The organism is Micromonospora matsumotoense (assembly GCF_900091525.1).
Taxonomy (GTDB): domain Bacteria; phylum Actinomycetota; class Actinomycetes; order Mycobacteriales; family Micromonosporaceae; genus Micromonospora; species Micromonospora matsumotoensis.
Genome location: NZ_FMCU01000003.1, coordinates 21,694 through 40,420, shown reverse-complemented (window position 1 = coordinate 40,420; position 18,727 = coordinate 21,694). Strand labels below are relative to the sequence as shown.

Annotated in this window: 14 protein-coding genes; 7 read left to right on the top strand and 7 right to left on the bottom strand. The window is 75.1% G+C overall.

What is annotated here, in order from left to right:
- Window positions 1–29 precede the first annotated feature (29 nt).
- Window positions 30–1,808, bottom strand: a complete 1,779-nt coding sequence (locus tag GA0070216_RS35325; RefSeq protein ID WP_245722357.1) for a serine/threonine-protein kinase — start codon at window positions 1,806–1,808, stop codon at window positions 30–32.
- 190 nt (window positions 1,809–1,998) lie between these two features.
- Between GA0070216_RS35325 and GA0070216_RS07210 the strand changes: the two genes are divergently transcribed.
- The 6 genes from GA0070216_RS07210 to GA0070216_RS07185 all read left to right on the top strand — a co-directional run bounded on the left by GA0070216_RS07210 (window position 1,999) and on the right by GA0070216_RS07185 (window position 10,771).
- Entirely contained in the window at window positions 1,999–2,829 is an 831-nt protein-coding gene (locus tag GA0070216_RS07210; protein ID WP_091241126.1) for a patatin-like phospholipase family protein, read from the top strand.
- Window positions 2,829–3,848, top strand: a complete 1,020-nt coding sequence (locus GA0070216_RS07205; protein ID WP_091241124.1) for a 1-acyl-sn-glycerol-3-phosphate acyltransferase — start codon at window positions 2,829–2,831, stop codon at window positions 3,846–3,848. Before GA0070216_RS07210 ends, GA0070216_RS07205 begins: the two co-directional genes overlap by 1 nt.
- Window positions 3,849–3,900: 52 nt before the next feature.
- Window positions 3,901–4,221 carry a divalent-cation tolerance protein CutA gene (cutA, locus tag GA0070216_RS07200; RefSeq protein WP_091241121.1) on the top strand — a complete coding sequence of 107 codons (321 nt, stop codon included), beginning with the start codon at window positions 3,901–3,903 and terminating at the stop codon, window positions 4,219–4,221.
- 48 nt (window positions 4,222–4,269) lie between these two features.
- Complete coding sequence (locus GA0070216_RS07195; RefSeq protein ID WP_091241118.1) at window positions 4,270–8,220, top strand: SCO7613 C-terminal domain-containing membrane protein; 3,951 nt, start codon at window positions 4,270–4,272, stop codon at window positions 8,218–8,220.
- Between the two features lie 118 nt (window positions 8,221–8,338).
- Window positions 8,339–9,490 (top strand): FHA domain-containing protein, encoded by a 1,152-nt coding sequence (locus GA0070216_RS07190; protein ID WP_091241115.1) that lies wholly within the window; start codon window positions 8,339–8,341, stop codon window positions 9,488–9,490.
- 228 nt (window positions 9,491–9,718) lie between these two features.
- Window positions 9,719–10,771, top strand: coding sequence for a fatty acid desaturase family protein (locus GA0070216_RS07185; RefSeq protein ID WP_091241113.1), 1,053 nt, complete (start codon window positions 9,719–9,721; stop codon window positions 10,769–10,771).
- 66 nt (window positions 10,772–10,837) lie between these two features.
- Here GA0070216_RS07185 and rocD read toward each other — a convergent pair whose 3' ends face one another.
- The 3 genes from rocD to GA0070216_RS07170 all read right to left on the bottom strand — a co-directional run bounded on the left by rocD (window position 10,838) and on the right by GA0070216_RS07170 (window position 14,127).
- Entirely contained in the window at window positions 10,838–12,052 is a 1,215-nt protein-coding gene (rocD, locus tag GA0070216_RS07180; RefSeq protein WP_091241109.1) for an ornithine--oxo-acid transaminase, read from the bottom strand.
- Complete coding sequence (gene ddaH, locus GA0070216_RS07175) at window positions 12,049–12,864, bottom strand: dimethylargininase (RefSeq protein ID WP_176738892.1); 816 nt, start codon at window positions 12,862–12,864, stop codon at window positions 12,049–12,051. The genes rocD and ddaH overlap by 4 nt, the downstream gene beginning before the upstream one ends.
- A gap of 354 nt (window positions 12,865–13,218) precedes the next feature.
- Window positions 13,219–14,127: a DMT family transporter gene (locus GA0070216_RS07170; RefSeq protein ID WP_245722356.1), complete on the bottom strand. Its 909-nt coding sequence runs from the start codon at window positions 14,125–14,127 to the stop codon at window positions 13,219–13,221.
- Between the two features lie 161 nt (window positions 14,128–14,288).
- On the opposite strand from GA0070216_RS07170, the gene GA0070216_RS07165 reads away from it, so the two are divergent.
- Window positions 14,289–15,095, top strand: coding sequence for an Fpg/Nei family DNA glycosylase (locus GA0070216_RS07165; RefSeq protein ID WP_091241098.1), 807 nt, complete (start codon window positions 14,289–14,291; stop codon window positions 15,093–15,095).
- A gap of 1 nt (window position 15,096) precedes the next feature.
- On the opposite strand, the gene GA0070216_RS07160 is transcribed toward GA0070216_RS07165, so the two are convergent.
- The 3 genes from GA0070216_RS07160 to GA0070216_RS07150 form a co-directional block, all read right to left on the bottom strand.
- Window positions 15,097–15,963: an aminoglycoside phosphotransferase family protein gene (locus GA0070216_RS07160; RefSeq protein ID WP_091241095.1), complete on the bottom strand. Its 867-nt coding sequence runs from the start codon at window positions 15,961–15,963 to the stop codon at window positions 15,097–15,099.
- 73 nt (window positions 15,964–16,036) lie between these two features.
- Window positions 16,037–17,407 carry an FAD-dependent oxidoreductase gene (locus tag GA0070216_RS07155; protein ID WP_091241091.1) on the bottom strand — a complete coding sequence of 457 codons (1,371 nt, stop codon included), beginning with the start codon at window positions 17,405–17,407 and terminating at the stop codon, window positions 16,037–16,039.
- A 144-nt stretch (window positions 17,408–17,551) separates the two neighbouring features.
- Window positions 17,552–18,691, bottom strand: coding sequence for a carboxylate-amine ligase (locus GA0070216_RS07150; RefSeq protein WP_176738872.1), 1,140 nt, complete (start codon window positions 18,689–18,691; stop codon window positions 17,552–17,554).
- Window positions 18,692–18,727 lie beyond the last annotated feature (36 nt).

Genomic DNA, 18,727 nt, shown 5'->3' with positions numbered 1-18,727 from the left:
CGGGCGGCGGGCCGTGCCGGCTCAGGCCGTCAGGTGGTGGCCGCGGCCAGTTCCCGGGCGGCGGTGTCGAGCTGTCGGCCGTACGCCGTGGTGATGCCGCCCTCGTCGATCCGGCGGGTGACCTTGTCGCGGAGCGCGGCGGCCTGCGCGGGCACGTCGGACTGGCCCTCGGCGGCGGCCCGGGTCAGGTTGGCGAGCACGTTGCGCAGGTCCAGGCCGACGTCCTCGCGGACCTCGCCGGTGCGGACCCCGTCGTCGATCAGCTGGCGCATCCGGTCGGCCGCCTCGGTCAGCCCGCCACCGCCCTGCCCACCGCCCGGGGAGGTGGGGGTGGGCTGTGGGCGGGGCGGTGTGGGCGTCGTGGTGGCCCTCCTGGGGGCCGGTGCCGAGGTGGGGTCCGCCGGCGGCTGGGTGCGCGGCGGCGACGGCTCGGTCGCCGGGGCCTCGGTCTGCCGGGCGGTCGGCGGGGTGTGGGTCCCCGGCTCCAGAAGTGGCGCGAGCAGGAGGACCGCCGCGACGGTGAACACCACCAGGGCGCCCACCGCCACCAGCGGCCGGCGCGACGGCGGCAGCTGCGGCTCGTCGGGTCCGCCGCCTGCGCCGTCACTTCCTGCGCCGCCGTTCGCTGCGGGCCGGTCCGTTGCCGGTCTGCCGCCTGCCGTGCCGTCGCCCGTCGTCGCGCCTCCCGCGGTGCCGACGGCACCGACCCGTCCGGCGCCGGTGCCGTCGCCGGCCGCGCCGCCGGGGACCGCTGCGGTGCCGGACGCCGTGCCGACGCCGGACGCCGTGCCGATGCCGGTCGCCGTGCCGATGCCGGTCGCCGTGCCGACGCCGGACGCCGGGCCGGTCCCGGCGTCCGCCGTGACCCGGCCGGTGGCGGTGGTCCGGGCACCCGTGCCGGTGGCGTCGGCTCCCGCTGTGGCGAGCGCGGGCAGGGTGACCGTCGGGGCGAGCATGGTGGCCGCCTGCGGATCACCCGGCAGCAACTGGTCCCGCAGCGCGGTGGCGACCTGGTGCGCGGTCGGCCGCTCGTGCGGGTCCCGGGCCAGGCAGCGCAGGCAGATGTCCACCACCACCGGGGGCAGCCCCGGTACGCCGTCCAGCGACGGCGGTGTCTCGTCGACGATCGCGTCGGCGAGCTGTTCCCAGGTCTCCGCCGGGTACGGCGGCTGGCCGGTCAACGTCTCGAAGAGCAGCACGCCCAGGGAGTAGACGTCGGTCGACGGCTGGGCCGGCGCCCCGTCCAGCCGTTCCGGGGCCACGTACGCCGGGGTGCCGAAGGTGCCCCCGTCCTCGTCGTCGTCGGGGGTGCCGATCTGGGTGGCGATGCCGAAGTCGAGCACCTTCGCGCCGGTCCGGGTCATCATCACGTTCGCCGGGGTGATGTCCCGGTGCACGATGCCGAGCCGGTGCGCCGCCGCCAGCGCCTCGGCCACCTGGGCGCCCACCTCGACCGCCTCCGGCCAGGGCAGCGGTCCCTCGGACAGCCGGTGTTCCAGCTCCTCGCCGGTGAGCAGCTCCATCACCACGAACGAGGTGATCTCGCCGTCCGGGGCGAGCGCCTCGCCGTAGTCGTGCACCGAGGTCACGTGCGGGTGGACCAGTTGGGCGGCGGAACGGGCCTCCTCGCGGACCATGTCCCGGAAGCGGGCGTCGGCCGCCAGTGACGGCGCGAGCACCTTGATTGCGACGACCCGGTCCAGCACCTCGTCGCGGGCCCGCCAGATCACCGACATCCCGCCGGCCCCGATCCTGTCGAGTAGCCGGTACCTGCGGGCCAGCAACCTACCGGCGTTCAGGGCTGCCATCAGTGTTCGCACCTGCCTGGGGTTCGGGGTGGTGTCAGGTTGCGGGAATGTGTCCCCCCTGTCAACGGTTGTCCATTTGCCCACTCACCCTCCGCAGTGGTGGTTTCGCCCGCCGCCACCGGTGCGGGGTCGCCGCGGTGACCAGCGGCTGCGCCGCAGGCACGGGCGGCGGCGTGCCAGGATGAACGACATGAGTGGCGGTCCGGTGGCGTTCGTGCTCGGCGGCGGGGGAGTGCTCGGCGCGGTCGAGGTGGGCATGCTGCGTGCCCTGTTCCGGGCCCGGATCCGCCCCGACGTCGTGCTCGGCACCTCGATCGGCGCGGTCAACGGCGCACTGGTCGCCGCCGACCCGTCCGAGGCGGTCACCGACCGGCTGGTACGCCTGTGGGCCTCACCGGAGGCGAGCGAGGTGTACGGCGACTCGGTCGCCCGGCAACTGCGCCGGTTCGCCGCCCGTACCCACCTGCACTCGCCCCGGCCGCTGCGCAAGCTGCTGGAGGGGGAGTTGGGGGCACAGACCACCTTCGCCGACCTGAAGGTCCCGTTCCGCTGCTGCGCGGCCAACATCGAGCGGGCCGCCGAACACTGGTTCCACACCGGACCGCTGGTGCCGGCGGTGCTCGCCTCCGCCTCCGTGCCGGGGCTGCTGCCACCGGCGCAGATCGACGGTCAGCACTACATCGACGGCGGGATCGTCAACTCGATCCCGATCGGCGAGGCGGTCGCGGTCGGCGCGACGCAGATCTTCGTCCTCCAGGTGGGGCGGATCGAGCGGGAGTTGACGCCGCCCCGACGGCCCTGGGAGATCGCCCAGGTCGCGTTCGAGATCGCCCGCCGGCACCGGTTCGCCCGGGAGATGGCCGCCCTGCCCGAGGGGGTACGGGTGCACGTGTTGCCGACGGGTGGGTCGGAGCCGCGCGACGACAGCCCCTGGGCGTACCGGGACATGGCGGCGGTGGGGCGGCGGATCAGCCGCGCCTACACCGCCTCCCGGCACTACCTGGCGACCCTGGACCGCTGATGCCGTTACCCCCACGGTGGGTACGCCGGCTGCTGTTCGCGCCCGGGGTGATCCTGCTCGCGGTCACGGTGCTGACCACCGTGCCGGCCTGGGCGCTGCTCGCGCTGGCCGTGTCGCCGTTCGTGCCGGGCCGGCTGCGTCCGTTGCGGCTGCTCTGGATCGGCTGCGTCTATCTGCTGTGGGACGCCGCCGCGCTGATCGCCCTCTTCGTGCTCTGGCTGGCCTCGGGGTTCGGCCGGTGGAAGCGGTCGCCGGCCTTCCAACGGGCGCACTACGTGCTCGCCGGCTGGTTCCTCCGGGCACTGTTCTGGCAGGCCCGGTGGACGCTGCGGCTGAGCATCGACGTGGTCGGCACCGACCCGGACACCGCGCTGCCCGGCCGGCCGGAGCTGGTGCTCTGTCGGCACGCCGGCCCGGGTGACTCGTTCATCCTGATCCACTCCCTGGTCAACTGGTTCCAGCGGGAGCCCCGGATCGTGCTCAAGGAGGCGCTCCAGTGGGACCCGGCGATCGACGTCCTGCTCAACCGCCTGCCCAACCGCTTCATCGCCGCCGGTGACGGCCGGGACTCGGCGGTCCGGCAGATCGGCCACCTCGCCACCGGCCTGGACGACGACGACGCCTTCGTGATCTTCCCGGAGGGTGGCAACTTCACCCCCGGCCGACGCCTGCGGGCCATCGACCGGCTTCGCTCGCTTGGGCTGGAGCGGATGGCGCTGCGCGCCGAGCGGATGCAGCACGTGCTCGCCCCGCAGCCCGGCGGGGTGCTCGCCGCCCTGGAGGCCGCCCCCGAGGCCGGAGTGATCTTCGTGGCGCACACCGGCCTGGACCGGATGCTCACCGTCGCCGACGTCTGGCGGGAACTGCCGATGGACAAACGGATCGTGATGCGGTTCTGGTCGGTGCCCCCGGAGGACGTCCCGACCGGCCGCCAGGAGCGCATCGACTGGCTCTTCGACTGGTGGGACCGGATCGACCGGTGGATCGCCGCCAACCGCGATGACGTGACCACTGCGTGAACGCAGCGTGACGGTCGACCGCTGCGACGCCATTCCCACGTAGGGTGCGCAGGTGGACCAGATCTGCGTGGTGACGACGGTGGTGGACTCGCGGTCCGTCGCGGACCTGATGGCGGCCGCCGCGGTGGCCGGACGGCTGGCGGCCTGCGCCCAGGTCGGCGGCCAGGTCGACAGCACCTACTGGTGGCGGGCCGGGGTGGAGACCAGCACCGAGTGGTCGGTGCAGTTCAAGACCGCGCCGGACCGGGCGACGGCGCTGGTCGGCCAGATCCGGGCCAACCATCCCTACGAGATACCGGAGATCCTGGTCACCCTGGTGGACAGCGGCGACCCGGCGTACGCGATCTGGGTGCACGAGACCACCCGTACCTAGGTACGGGCACTCTGGCCAGGGGTTGCCGCCCACCGGCAGGATGGCCGGGTGGAGAACACCGGTTACCCCTGCCCCCGCTGCGGTGCGCCCGCCGAGCTGACCCGCGGGTGCGTCGGTTGCGGGCTCGGGCCGTACCCGCCCGCCGCGCAGGTGGTCCGGCTGGACCGGGAGATCGTCTCGCTCGGCCGGGAGGTGGAGCGGGCCCGGGAGGCGTACCAGGGGCTCGGCACCCGACTGCTCGCGGCGCAGCGCCAGCGGGCGGAACTGGCGGCCCGGATCCGCCGCGAGATCCCCGCACCGACCCCGGTCGGTGCGGTGGCCCGCCCGGTCCCACCCGCGGTCCGCCCGGTCGCGCCGGGTGCTCATCCGGTCGCGCCGGCCGGCCGCCCGGTGGTCCCGTCCGCGCGCCCGGCGACGCCGGTGCGCCCCGGCGGCGTCGTCCCGGCCGGCGGGTCCGTGCCGCCGGCCGGGTTCGGCACCGCACCGGCAGCGGAGGGTACGCCGGGCCGCCCGGAGACCTCGACCCGGACGATCCAGTGGCTGCTGTTCGTCCTCGGTGGCCTTCTGCTCGGTACGGCGGCGGTGGTCTTCACGGCGGTCGCCTGGTCGGCGGTGGGGGTGGCCGGCCGGGCGCTGATCCTGGCCGCGTTCACCGCGCTCGCCCTGGCGGTGCCGCTGGTGGCGAAGTGGCGCGGCCTGCGCGGCACCGCCGAGACGTTCGCCGCGGTGGGCCTGCTGCTGGTGGTCCTCGACGGGTACGCCGCCTGGTCGGTGAACCTGCTCGGCACCGCCGACTGGCCGGGCACCCGGTACGCCGCCCTGGTCGCCGGGGTCAGCGCGGCGGTCGCGACCGGTTATGCCCTGCTCAGCCGGCTCACCGTGCCGTGGTTCGCGGCGCTGCTCGTCGTCCAACCGGTGCTGCCGCTGGCGGCGGCGGAGTCCCGGCCCGGTGCCACCGGTGGGACGCTGGTCTTCCTCGGGGTGGCCCTGATCGACCTCGCGGTGGTGGCGGTGCTGCGCCACCGGTCGCCCGCCCCGGTCGCTCCGGCGGCCGCTGCCGCCCCGGCGACCACCGGCCCGACCGGCCCGGTGCCGGCCGGGCCGGAACAGACCCGCCCGGTGCCGGCCGGGCCGAATCCCGCTGCTCCGGTGCCGGCCGGAGCGGTGCCACCCGGGTCGGCTCCGGCCGTTGCGGGTCCGGGGGGAGGGGTGGTGGTGCCCGCCGGGGGGTCGGGCACCACCACCGTCCCGGCGGCCGGCGGGGGGCCGGTCGCCGGGACGGCCGGCGTCACCGCCGTGCTCGCCGGCCGGGTGCTCGGCTGGCTCGGCTTCGGTGCCGCGTCGACGGTCGCCGCGAGCTGCGCGCTGGTGCCGCTGGCCCTGGGCCGGGCCGGTGGGCAGCCCCTGCTCGCCGGCCTGCCGCTGCTGCTCGTCGGTCTGGTCCTGGCCGGTGCGGCCCGGGTCTCGGGTGTCCGGGTGTTCCGCCAGCTCACCGCGGGGCTGCTGGTGCCGCTGCTGGCCACTGCCGCGCTGCGGCCGGTGGCCGAGCTGCGGGCCGGGTTCCTGCTGCTCGCCGCCGGTCTGGTCACGGCCGGCCTGGCCGGTGCCGTCCGGCTGCTGCCGCAGCGGCACCGCACCGGCCCCCGGGTCGGCGCGTTGCTGGTCGCGGCCGGTTCGGCCCAGGTGGCCGTGCTCGCCACCGGAGCCCTCGCGGTGCTCGCGGTGGGCCGGTCACTGCCTGCTTGGCAGGGGGCCGATGCCGGTCCTGATCTCGCCTGGGGCTGGCAACTCCCGCTCGTCGCCCTGCTCACCACCGGGGCCGGCCTGCTGTTGCTGCCGAGGGCGGCCCGTCCGGTGACCGTGCTGCTGGGGGTGGTGGTCACCGCCGCCGCGCTGCCGGCGGTGACGGTCACCCCGTGGCCGGCCACCCTCGCGGTCGACCTGGTCGTCGGGGCCGCGCTGCTGCCGCTCGCGGTGCTGCGGTGCCGTCGCACCTCGACCGTGCTGGTCGGTGCGTCGGGTGCCGCCGTGCTGTTCGGGCACGGGCTGCTGGTGGCGGCGGCGGACCCGGTGGGGATGCTGGCGGCGCTCGGGGTGGTGCTGCTCGTCGGACTGGCGGTGGCGCTGCCCGCCCGCCCGGCGAACGCCGTCGCGGGCCGGGTCGCCGGGGTCGCGCTGTCGGTCGCCCTGCTCACCGTGCCGGCCGGCACGGCGGTCGCGCTGCGGGCCGCCGGGTCGCCGGCCTGGTGGCAGTTGCGGGCCGGGTTCGCCGCCGCCGCGCTGCTGCTGGTTCCGCTCCTCGTGCTGCGTCGCCGCCGCCCCGACCTCGACGGGTACGCCGGCACCGCGCTCGCCGTGGCGCTCGCCGCCGTGGTCACGCCGACTGTCGTACCCGGTGGGGAGTCGTTGGCGCTCTATGCCGCATTGGCGGTCGGGGTGCTGGTGCTGGCCGACCGGCGTACCGCGGCGGTGACGCCCGGCCGGGTGGTCGGCGTCGGGCTGGCCGGCCTGGCCCTGGTCGCCGCCGCTGCGGTGACCCTCGCCGCGCTGGTCGCCCCCTACGGTGGGCCGGTCCGGCCGTGGTCCGGGGTGCCGACGGGGGACGGCCCGGCCGGTGCCCTGGTGGTCGGGGTGGCGCTGCTGGTCCTGGCCCTCACCGCCGCGCTGCTCGGCCACCGGCACACCGGCCGGCGGTCCGGGGCGGCCGTGGGCGCGCTGCCGTTCGGGGCGGCGGCGCTGCCCGTGCTGCTGCTCGCCGGCCCCGCACCCTGGCCGGTGGTGCCGGCGGTGGTCCTGCTCATCGGCAGCGCGGCGCTGCTCACCGCCGCCCTCGCCGGCTCCGGCGGGACCGGGCCGGCCGTGATCGATCCACGCGTGACCGCCCCGCCCGTCGCCGGGCACACCGCCCCGGGCGGGCACACCGTGCCGGCGGCCCCCGCCGCGCCTTCCGGTCCGGCTGCTCCCGGGGCTGGGGCCGCACCGGTCGCCGGTGGGGCGATGCCGGGTCGGACAGGTGGCGGGGCGCTGCTGGTGCCGGTCACCACTCCGATCGGTCTGCTGTGGACCGTCTTCGGTCTGGTCGGGCTGCTCGCCACCCGGGCCGGCACGTTGGCCGGGCTGGCGCTGCTGGTGATCGTGACGGCGGTGATCGGCACGGTCGGCCGGCGGCCCGGGGTACGGCTGCTCGGCTGCCTGACCACGGTCGCGGCGGCCACCTGCTTCGCGCTCACCGCACCCCTGGCCGCCGGCCTGCCGACCCGGACGGCCGGTTTCCCGGTGCTCGTGGTGGCGGTGGCGGTGTTGCTCGGCGCACCCCTGCTGGCCCGGCGCGGCTCACTCACCGTACGGGCGTTGGAGGCTGCCGCGCAGGCGGTGGCGGTGCTCGCCCTGCTGCTCACCGTCGGTGCGATCCGACACGCGGCGGCGATCTGCGTGCTCTGGGGGGCCGCCGCCGCGCTGCGGGTGCTGTACCCGGGTCAGCCGGCCGGCCGGCGGTGGGCCTTCGGGGCGGTGGCCGGTGGCAGTGAACTGCTCGGGGCGTGGCTGCTGCTGATCAGCGGCGAGGTCGTGCTGCTGGAGGCGTACACCCTGCCGGCGGCCGGGCTGACGCTGGTGGCCGGCCTGCTGGCGCTGCGCACCCGGCCCGGGTTGACCAGTTGGCTGGCGCTCGGTCCCGGGCTCGCCGCCGGGCTGCTGCCCAGCCTGGTGTCGGTGCTGGTGGCCCCGGACCCGCAGCCCTGGCGGCGACTGCTGCTGGGCGGTGCCGCGCTGGGCGTGGTGCTGGTCGGGGCGGTCCGGCGCTGGCAGGCGCCGGTGGTGCTCGGTGGTGGCAGCCTCGTCCTGCTCGCGCTGCACGAACTCGTCCGGGGCTGGGACCTGCTGCCCCGCTGGATCTACCTGGCCGTCGGCGGGCTGACGTTGATCACGCTCGCGGCCACCTACGAGCGGCGTCGACGGGACGTGACCCGGCTGCGGGCGGCGGTGGGCCGGATGGGCTGAGCCGTCCACCGGTAGGGTCGTGCCAAGGCAGCGCCTGCCCACCGCCGACCGGCGCGCAGGTGCTGGTCGGGCCGGCGGTGGCGGCCCGGCAGAGCGACGAGATCCTCCGGAGCGCGCGATGAGATTCGAGATCAGCAAGGTGCTGGACGCCATCGAGGGGCGGGTCTGCACCGACCCGTCCCTGGCCCGAGCGGTGCTGGACCTGGCCGAGGTGATCCGCTACCAGGATCTCGACGGTGGCCGTCCGGCCAGCCTGCTGCGGCTCGGCATGGTGATCGACGCCCTCTCCCGCGAGCTGGCCGAGGACAGTGTCCCGGTCTACGCGATCGTGCACCGGGCGCTGCTCTCCGACGCCGACCTCACCTCCAACGAACGGATGGTGGTCCGCCGGTGGGCCGACGACGGACTGGTCGAGGTGCTCGACAACCCGGGTGACCGGATGCTGGAGGTGGCCGACCTGCTCGGCCTGCCGGTGGTCAGCCGGGTCCGCTTCGACGGCTTGCGTGGTCGGTTCCCGTGGCTGGTGGAGCAGCCGGGGCGGGTGGTCGCCCCGGTGCCCGGTGCCGGCGGCCCGGCCTTCGTCGCGCACGTCGGTGGCGGGCACACCCCGGTCGAGGGGGACCGCTCCCCGGTCGGTGGGCAGCTGCTCGCCCGGCAGTGGCGGTGCCCGGAGCCGGGTTGCGCGCTCTTCGGCGGTGGTGGGGGCGGCGGGGCGTTCGCCGACCTGGCCCGGGTGGACCGCGCCCCGGCCGGCCAGCCGCCACCGGCCCTGCGGCAGGGGGTGCCGACCTGCCCCCGGCACGGTGCCCGGCTCTCCGACGCCGGGCCGCGCCCGCGTAGCGAGGTGCTGGCGGTCCGGATCGGTGGCCTGATCCGCCGCCGCTTCGTGCTCACCGAGGACCAGCCGGTGGTGGTCGGCCGGGCGCCCGAGGAGCCCGGCGGCGTGATGCTCGGCCAGTGGCTCAACGACGAGACGCGGCGCTGGATCAGCCGGGCTCACGTCCGGTTCGAGCTGCGGGTCGGCGAGGTGATCGTCACCGACGTGAGCACCAACGGCTCCGGTATCCGGCCGAACGGCTCGATGGCCGAGGCGGAGCGCGTCCCGCTGGCCCCGAACCAGTCCCGGGTGCTCGGCGGCGCGGACATGGTGGAGCTCTACCCCGGGGTGCAGGTCGGCCGGGCCCGGGAACTGCCCACCGGCGCGGCGTTTACCCCGACCTCGGTGATGGCCGAGGCCCCCACCATGGCGATGCGACTGCCCCGCAACTGATCCGGCCACCGCTGCGGGCGTGGCCAGCACGGCGGGCGTCAGGACGACGGTCCCGACGTCCGCCGTCGTGCCTCCGCCCGGCGGTGTTCCGTCGATCCCGGTCCCGTAGGGGTATCACCACCCCGGAATCGGGGTCTGGCAGGATCGCCCCGTGACACCAATGCCGCCAGGATGGTGACGGAGGGGTCGCACACCGCGTGTGGCCCACGACGCCGGAGGCGACATCACATGAGCTCATCGACGTTGGCAGCGTCGACCACCGGGCGGGGCAGCGACTACGCGCGCCTGTCCCGCCGGGTCGCTGAAGCGGGACTGTTGGATCGACGACCCAGCCGGTACACGGTCCGAATCGTAGGAACCCTGGGTGCCTTCCTGGCCGGTTGGGTGCTGGTGGCGGTGGTCGGTGACTCCTGGTGGCAGCTGCCGCTGGCGGTCGCGATGGCGGTGGCCACCACCCAGGTGGCGTTCCTCGGGCACGACGCCGGGCACCGGCAGATGTTCCGCCGACGCGGGCCCAGCGAGGCGGCCGGCCTGATCGCCGGCAATCTCGCCGTGGGGCTCAGCTACGGCTGGTGGGTGGACAAGCACAACCGGCACCACGCCAACCCCAACCACGCCGACGAGGATCCCGACGTCGGCGCGGGCGCGCTGGTCTGGACGCACGAGCAGGTGATGGCGACCCGGGGCCTGGGCCGGTGGATGGCCCGCCGGCAGGCGTGGCTGTTCTTCCCGCTGCTCCTGCTGGAAGGGCTGGCGCTGCACGTGGCGAGCATCCAGGCGATCATCGGCCGGGAGTCCGACGGCAGGTGGCGGGTGCCGATGCGACACCGGGCGATAGAGGCATCGCTGCTCGTGGTGCACGCCGTCGGCTATGTCGGTCTGCTGTTGGCGGTGATGTCGCCGGTGAAGGCGCTGCTCTTCGCCGCCGTACACCAGGGGCTCTGGGGTTTCTACATGGGGTGCGCGTTCGCCCCCAACCACAAGGGCATGCTGATGCCCACCGACGAGGACGACCTCGACTACCTGCGTAAGCAGGTGCTCACGTCGCGCAACGTGTCCGGCAGCTGGTTGGTCGACCTGGCGCTGGGCGGTCTGAACTACCAGATCGAGCACCACCTGTTCCCGAACATGCCCCGGGGCAACCTGCGCCGGGCCCAGCCGCTGGTCAAGGCGTACTGCGCCGAGCAGGGCATCTCGTACACGGAGACCGGGCTGATCGAGTCGTACCGGCAGGGGCTGGCGCATCTGCACGAGGTGGGCCGACCGCTGCGCGCGGGCTGAGAGCGACGCACCGGCGCAAGGGTGCCGGGACCATCGCGGTCCCGGCACCCTGCTCGTGGTACGGGGTCAGCCGGCCAGCACGGCGGCGAGCTGAGCCACCGCGTGGTCGATCTCGTCGGGGGTGATCACCAGCGGCGGGGCCAGCCGGATGGTCGAGCCGTGGGTGTCCTTGGCCAGCACCCCACGGGCCATCAGCCGCTCGCACGCCTGGCGTCCGGTCATCAGCGCCGGGTCGATGTCCACCCCGGCCCACAGGCCGCGCACCCGCACCGCCACCAGACCCTTGCCGAGCAGCCCCTCCAGCCCGGCCCGCAGCCGTTCGCCCAGCTCGGCGGAGCGGCGCTGGAAGTCGCCGGTGGCCAGCAGCCGGACCACCTCGGTGGCGACCGCGCACGCGAGCGGGTTGCCGCCGAAGGTCGAGCCGTGCTGGCCCGGCCGGAGCACCCCGAGCACGTCCGCGTCCGCGGCCACGGCGGAGACCGGCACGATGCCGCCGCCGAGCGCCTTACCCAGCAGGTACAGGTCCGGCACGACGTCCTCGTGCTCGCAGGCGAAGGTACGCCCGGTCCGGCCCAGCCCGGACTGGATCTCGTCGGCGATGAACAGCACGTCGTTCTCGGTGCAGACCCGGCGCACGCCCGGCAGGTAACCCGCCGGCGGCAGCACCACGCCCTGCTCGCCCTGGATCGGCTCCAACAGCACGGCGACGGTGTTCCCGTCGATCGCCGCCTCCAGCGCCGCCAGGTCGCCGTAGGGCACCACGGTGAACCCCGGCGTGTACGGCCCGAAGTCGGCGCGGGCGTCGGAGTCGGTGGAGAAGCTGACGATGGTGGTGGTGCGGCCGTGGAAGTTACCGTCGGCCACGATGATGTTGGCCTGCCCCGGGGCGACCCCCTTGACCTGGTAGCCCCACTTGCGGGCCACCTTGATGCCGGTCTCCACCGCCTCGGCGCCGGTGTTCATCGGCAGCACCAGATCCTTGCCGCAGAGCGCCGCCAGCTCCCGGCAGAAGTCGGCGAACTGGTCGTGGATGAACGCCCGGCTGGTGAGGGTGAGCCGGTCGAGCTGCTCGTGGGCGGCCCGGACCAGGGTGGGGTGCCGGTGGCCGAAGTTCAGCGCCGAGTAGCCGGCCAGGCAGTCGAGGTAGCGACGGCCGTCCACGTCGGTGAGCCAGGCGCCCTCGGCGGAGGAGATCACCACCGGCAGCGGGTGGTAGTTGTGCGCGGTGTACCGCTCCGCGTCCCGGACGGCGGACGGGGTCCGCAACATGTCCTCGATCATTGGCTCGCCTCTCCCTGACGGAGTCGCAACGTGCAGCACTTCGGTCCGCCGCCGGCCTTGCGCAGCTCGGACAGGTCGACACCGATGGTCTGGTAACCCCGGTCGCGCAGTTTGGCGGCCAGCCCGGTGGCCTGCGCGGGCAGCACCACGTGCCGGCCGTCGCTGACCGCGTTGAGGCCGAGCACCTCGGCGTCGGCCATGGTGGCGTGGACCGCGTCCGGGTAGAGCCGGCGCAGCACCGCCCGGCTGCCGGGGGAGAACGCCTCCGGCAGGTACGCCACGGTCCGCTCGTCGAGGACGGTCAGCGCGGTGTCCAGGTGGTAGAAGCGCGGGTCGACCAGCTGCATGGTGAGCACCGGGTGACCGAACACCTCCTGCAACTGGGCGTGCGAGGCGTGCGCGGTGCGGAACCCGGTGCCGGCGAGCAGGTGGTCACCGACCAGCAGGACGTCGCCCTCGCCCTCGTTGACGTGCTTCGGGTCGTACACCTCGAAGCCGGCGGCCTCGAACCAGGCCCGGTAGGCGGGGGCCTCGTCGGCGCGCTGCGGGTCGCGGAACTGCACCGCCATCGCGCGGTCCCCGATGACCGTGCCGCCGTTGGCGGCGAAGACCATGTCCGGCAGGCCGGCGACCGGGTCGATCAGCTCGACGGTGTGGCCGAGGTCGAGGTAGGTGCGGCGCAGTTGCTCCCACTGCCGGATCGCCAGCGCGGTGTCGACCGGTGCGGTCGGGTCCATCCACGGGTTGATGGCGTAGTCGACGGCGAAGTACGTCGGCCGGCACATCAGGAAGCGCTGGCTGGTGGCGTCCATCGTCATTGTCCTGCTCCTGGGGTCGGGCGCGCCCGGCCTCCGTGGCCCACGGGCTGGCGCCGTGGGTCAACGGTATGCGGCCCGGGTGTGCGACAACCACCACCGAGGCTTGCGTACGACAGTGGTTCGTTGCGTGTGGCCCGAGCGCGGCGGCGATCCGTTGCGTGGCAGCGCACAGCGAAGGGGCCGTCACCTCAGCGGAGGTGACGGCCCCTGTGCGCATCGGTGGCGGCGAACCGCTGCCACCGAACGATGGGGTGCCCGGCTGGTGAACCACCAGACTGGTCGGGCGGTGCCGGCGAACCGGCTGGTCCAACGTCGCCGGCGAACCGCCGGCGAGATCAAATGTGCCCGTCAGAACCGGTCCACAAACTGTGAGTCAAGCCACTCCCGGAACCGGGCCACCCAGTCGCCGTCGGTGGTCGGCCAGTCGAACTGGCCGGTGAAGGCGAGCACGCCCAGCACCACCGCGGCCAGGCCGACCAGCACGCCGATCAGCGCGTCCGTCGTGCCGGCCACGTGCCGACGCCGGGTCGCCATCAGGCCCAGCACCGAGAAGACCGCGCCGAGCGCGCCGAGCGCGATGCCGTACCCGGCCAGGGAGCCGGTGAGTACGAACGCCGCGCCCACCACCGAGACGATCAGGCCGAGGGTGGCGAGCAGGCTGGCCCTCGGCTTCGGACCGGCCACCACCGGCGGTTCCGGGCGGGCCTCGTCGGCGGCCACCCGGTCCCGGTCGGCGGGGCGGGTGGCGACGCCGGCGGTGGGCGTCGTCGGGTCGACGGGCGTCCTCCGGTCCCGGTCGGTCGGGCGGTCGGCGTCCACCGGGCGCGGTGCGGTGCGGACCGGGCCGGCGTCGGCGACCCGGATCGGGTCGGTCGGCGTGCGCGGCTCGTCGTCGACGGTCGAGGGCCGGGCGGCAGCGGCGCTCCGCGTGCCGTCGACGGCGCTGCGGGCGGTCGCCGCCCGCGCCAGCGCGCCGCGCTCCGCCGCCCGCCGCTCGGCGTCGGCGTCAGGCCCGGCGTCCACGGTGCGTTCGCCGGTCGGTCGGCCGCCGACCCCGCCCGCGTCGGCGTCGCGCTCGGCGGTGCGTCGCGCCGCGTCGGCGTCGCGCTCGTCGTCGGTGGCCAGCGACCCGCTGCGGTACGTCGCCCGGTCGGCGTCCCGGTCGGTCACCACCGGCTGCCCGTCGCGCGCGTCGACCACCCCGTCACCGTTGCTGTCCTGCGCCGTACGGCGTCGCAGGAGCGAAGGAACGTTCACCACTACACCTCCTTGTCGATGCGTGGAGCCCTCGGAAGGGCCGGTGGCCGCCACGCGGGAACGACCGGTACGTACCCCGCGCGTCGATCGACCACACTCCGATCGGCGGGCCGTGGCACCGGCGTCGGTGGGGCCCGGCCGCCTGACTACCCTTGGCACCCGTGCCAGAGGGACACACCATCCACCGGCTGGCGGCCCGGCACGCCGAGCTGTTCGCCGGCGACAAGGTCACCGCCAGCAGCCCGCAGGGCCGCTTCACCGAGGGCGCCGCCCTGATCTCCGGCACCGTCCTCGACCGCACCGAGGCGTACGGCAAGCATCTGCTGCACCACCACGCCGACGAGCGGACCCTGCACGTCCACCTGGGCCTGTACGGCAGGTTCACCGACGGGGACGGTGAGCCGCCGGTGCCGGTGGGGCAGATCCGGTTACGGCTGGCCAGTGACCGGCACTGGCTCGAACTGCGCGGACCCACCGCCTGTGAACTGCTCACCCCGCCCGAGGTGGCGGCGCTACGCGGCCGGCTCGGCCCGGACCCGCTGCGCGCCGACGCCGACCCCGACCGTGCGTACGCCCGGATCCGGCGCAGTGCCACCCCGCTCGCCGCGCTGCTGCTGGACCAGTCGGTGGTCGCGGGCACCGGCCTGATCTTCGTGACCGAGGCCCTGTTCCGGGCCGGCCTGCGGCCGACGGTGCCCGGCCGGCAGCTCACCCCGGTCGGCTGGGCGGCGCTCTGGGCCGACCTGGTGGCGCTGATGACCCTGGCGGTGGCGCGCGGTCGGATCGACACCGTCCGCGACGGCCACCTGCCCGAGGCGATGGGCCGCCCGGCGCGGGTCGACCGGCACGGCGGCGAGGTGTACGTCTACCGCCGCGACGGTGCCCCGTGCCACGTCTGCGGCAGCCCGGTCAGCCGGGGCGGGCTGGCCGGCCGCAACCTCTACTGGTGCCCCACCTGCCAACCCTGACTCAGTGGCCGTCGACCAGCCAGCGGGCCACCTCGACCTGGGGGGTGAAGACCGTGTCGCCGTCCAGGCTCCAGGCGAGGCAGTGCGCGACCGTCCAGCCGGCCACCCGCTCCCGGTCCAGCCCGAGCGCGCCGCTGATCCGGTCGAGCCGCCGCCGTACCGCCTCGGGGGAGTGCCCCAGCTCGACGCCGCGCACGATCGGCACCACCGCGAACTCCCGCTCGCCCAGCAGTGGCTTCGGGTCGATCACCAGCCACGGTTCGCGGGTCGCCCGCAGCACGTTGCCGGCGTGCAGGTCCTGGTTGACCAGCACCTGCTCGCCCTGACTGTCGATCAACCAGGCGAGCCGGTCGAGGGCCGCGTCGACCAGCCGTCGCTCGTAGGGCCGGCCGGCCCGTTCCCACTTCTCGGGCAGCCGGTGCCGCCAGCCGGTGGCCTCCTCGGCGAGCGGGATGAACGGCCCGGGCGCCCGCCGCCAGAGCCGGGGCAGCAGGTCGGCCACCACGTCCACCGCCTCGTCGCAGGCGAGCTCGTGCAGGGGTGAACCGGGTCGGCACCGCTCCACCAGCAGCGCCCGCCGCTGCGGGTCGTGGGCGAGCAGCCGGACCGCCGCCTCGCCGTCCCAGTGCGCCAACGCGTCGGCCTCGTGCCGGCTGTCCGGGTCCGGGTACTGCAACTTCAGCACCGCCGGGGTGCCGTCGGGCAGGTCGGCCGGCATGGCCAGCGAGGCGAACGCATCCGGGAAGGGTGGGCCGAGCCGCAGCGACCACTGCTGTGCGCACTCGTCCCGCCATCGGGGCAACGCCGCCAGCCACTCCCGCCCGTCCGGCCGCTGCCGCACCCACGACAACCCCGCCGGAAGCTCCACCCGCCCATTGTGGCGATCGTGGAGAGTTCTTGCCGCCCCGGCGACAAGAACTCTCCACAGAGGAGGTGGTGGGTCAGCGACCGAGGGCGTCGACGGCCTTGCGGGCGGCGATCAGCACCGGGTCCCAGACCGGCGCGAACGGCGGCGCGTAGCCCAGGTCGAGGGCGGTCATCTCGTCCACCGTCATCTCGTTCCACAACGCCACGGCCAGCGCGTCGATCCGCTTTGCCGCCTCGGAGCGGCCGACGATCTGTGCGCCGAGCAGCCGCCCGGTGGGTCGCTCGGCGATCAGCTTCACCGTCATCGGCTCGGCCCCCGGGTAGTAGCCGGCCCGGTTCGTCGACTCGGCGATCACCGAGACGAACTCGAACCCGGCCGCCGTGGCGTCCCGCTCCCGCAGCCCGGTACGCCCCACCTCCAGGTCGCAGACCTTCGTCACGGCGGTGCCGATCACCCCGGGGAAGGTGGCGTACCCGCCGCCGATGTTGATCCCGGCGACCCGGCCCTGCTTGTTGGCGTGGGTGCCGAGGGGGATGTGCACCGACATGCCGGTGACCCGGTGCAGGGTCTCCACGCAGTCGCCGGCCGCCCAGACGCCGGGCACCCCGGCCACCCGCATCCGCCGGTCCACCCGTACCCCGCCGGTGGGGCCGAGCGGGAAGCCGGCGGCGGCGGCGAGCGCGGTGTTGGGGCGTACGCCCAGGCCGAGGACCACGACGTCGGCCGGCACCGGGCCGGCCGGGGTGAGCACCGCGGACACCCGGCCGTCGCGCTGCTCGACCCCGCTCACCGTGGTGCCGGTACGGATCTCGACGCCCAGGCCGCGAATAGCCTCGGCGGCCAGGCCGGCCATGTCCTCGTCGACCGTGGCCATCGGCTGCTCGCCCCGCTCGACCAGGGTGACCGCGAGCCCGCGCTGGATCAGCGCCTCGGCCATCTCCACCCCGATGTAGCCGCCGCCGACCACCACGGCGCGGCGGGGGGCGGGGGTGGCGTCCAGCCAGCCGCGCAGTCCCGCCGCGTCGTCCAGCGTCTGGATGCCGAAGATGCCGTCGACGTCACCGGTCGCCCAGTCCGGCAGGTTGGGGACCGAGCCGGTGGCGTACATCAGGGTGTCGAACCGTTCGCGCACCTCGCCGCCGTCGTCGAGCCGGCGGGCGGTGACCTCCCGGCGGTCGAGGTCGATGCCGGTGACCTCGGTACGCAGCCGCACGTCGATGGCGAAGTCGTCGCGGAAGGTGGCCGGGTCGCGGGCGATCAGCGCGTCCCGCTCCTCGACCAGCCCGCTGATCCAGTACGGGATGCCGCACGCCGAGTACGACGTGAAGTGCCCCCGCTCGAACGCCACGATCTCCAGGTCGTCGACGCCCCGGCGGCGACGGGCCTGGGAGGCCGCCGCCATCCCGGCGGCGTCCCCGCCGACCACGATCAGCCGCTCGGTCACGACGCCCAGTCTTCCACGCACCGGCCGTCCACGGGCCGTCCCCCGACACGCCGGCAACCCCCGGACCGGCCACCGCCGGGCCGCCGGGCGGCACGCCGTTCACGCACGGTCCGGTCGTCCACGCGCCGGCCGTCACCTCGGCGGTCAGCCACGGGTCTGCCGGGCCACCTCGGCGACCACGTCCTCCAGCCGGCCCGACCGGGCGAACACGGCCCGCTGCCGGGCCGCCCCGGTGCCGTGCCGACGCAACCCGGCCAGCAGGTCGGTGACCTCGGCCAGGTCGTCGTGCGCCTCCAGCGCCGGGCGGACCCGCTCGACCAGCTGGTCGACCAACTCCCAGGCCGGCCGCAGCTCGCCGGTGGCCAGGTCGACACCGTCGCCCTCCAACCCGTCGTGGGCGGCCCGCCAGTGGGCGGCGACCAGCAGGTGGTGGTCGGTGTTCACCGGCGGGCGGCCGGCGGCCACGTCGGCCATGGCGGTGGCGACCAGCGCCCGGACCAGCCCCGCCACCAGCACTGCGTCGTCCACGGACGGGCAGACGTCACCGATGCGGACCTCCACCGTCGGGTACTTCGCCGACAGCCGGGCGTACCAGTAGAGCATCCCCTCGTCGAGCATCACCCCGCTGGCGATCAACTGCCGGATCAGCCGCTCGTAGTGCGCGTACGACTCCAGGTAGGGGGTGGGGGCCACCGACGGCCAGCGCTCCCACTCGACCGACCGCCAACTCGCGTAGCCGGTGTCGACGCCCTCGGAGTACGGCGAGTTGGTGGTCATCGCGTGCAGCACCGGCAGCCACGGCCGGATGTGGTTGAGCACCCGTACCCCGGTGTCCGGGTCCGGGACACCCACGTGCACGTGCATGCCGTTGTTGCCGGGGCCGGGCACCAGCAGCCGGAACCGTGCGATCATCCGGTCGAAGCGGGGCTTGTCCACCACCGGCGGCACCGGTCCCGCCACCGGGCCGGTGCCGATGGCCAGCACCCGTACGCCGGCCCGCTCGGCGGCGTCGGCCAACGCGCCGCGCAGCACGCCCAGCGAGTGCCGGATCGAGCTCAGCTCCAACCCGGGCGGGCTGCCGATCTCGATCTGGCTGGTCTGGAACTCCCGCTCCACCTGACCGCGCAACTCGGCCGGCACCTGCGCCATGACCAGGTCGATGGCGGGCACCGCAGCGCCGGTGTGCGGATCGACCAGGAGGAACTCCTCCTCCACGCCCACCGTGAGCCGGTCGGGCCCGGTCCGCTCCGGAGCCGTCGCCCCGACCGCCACCCCACTGGTCATCGCCATCACCGTCCGTCCCGTTCCGCCACGGCGGTT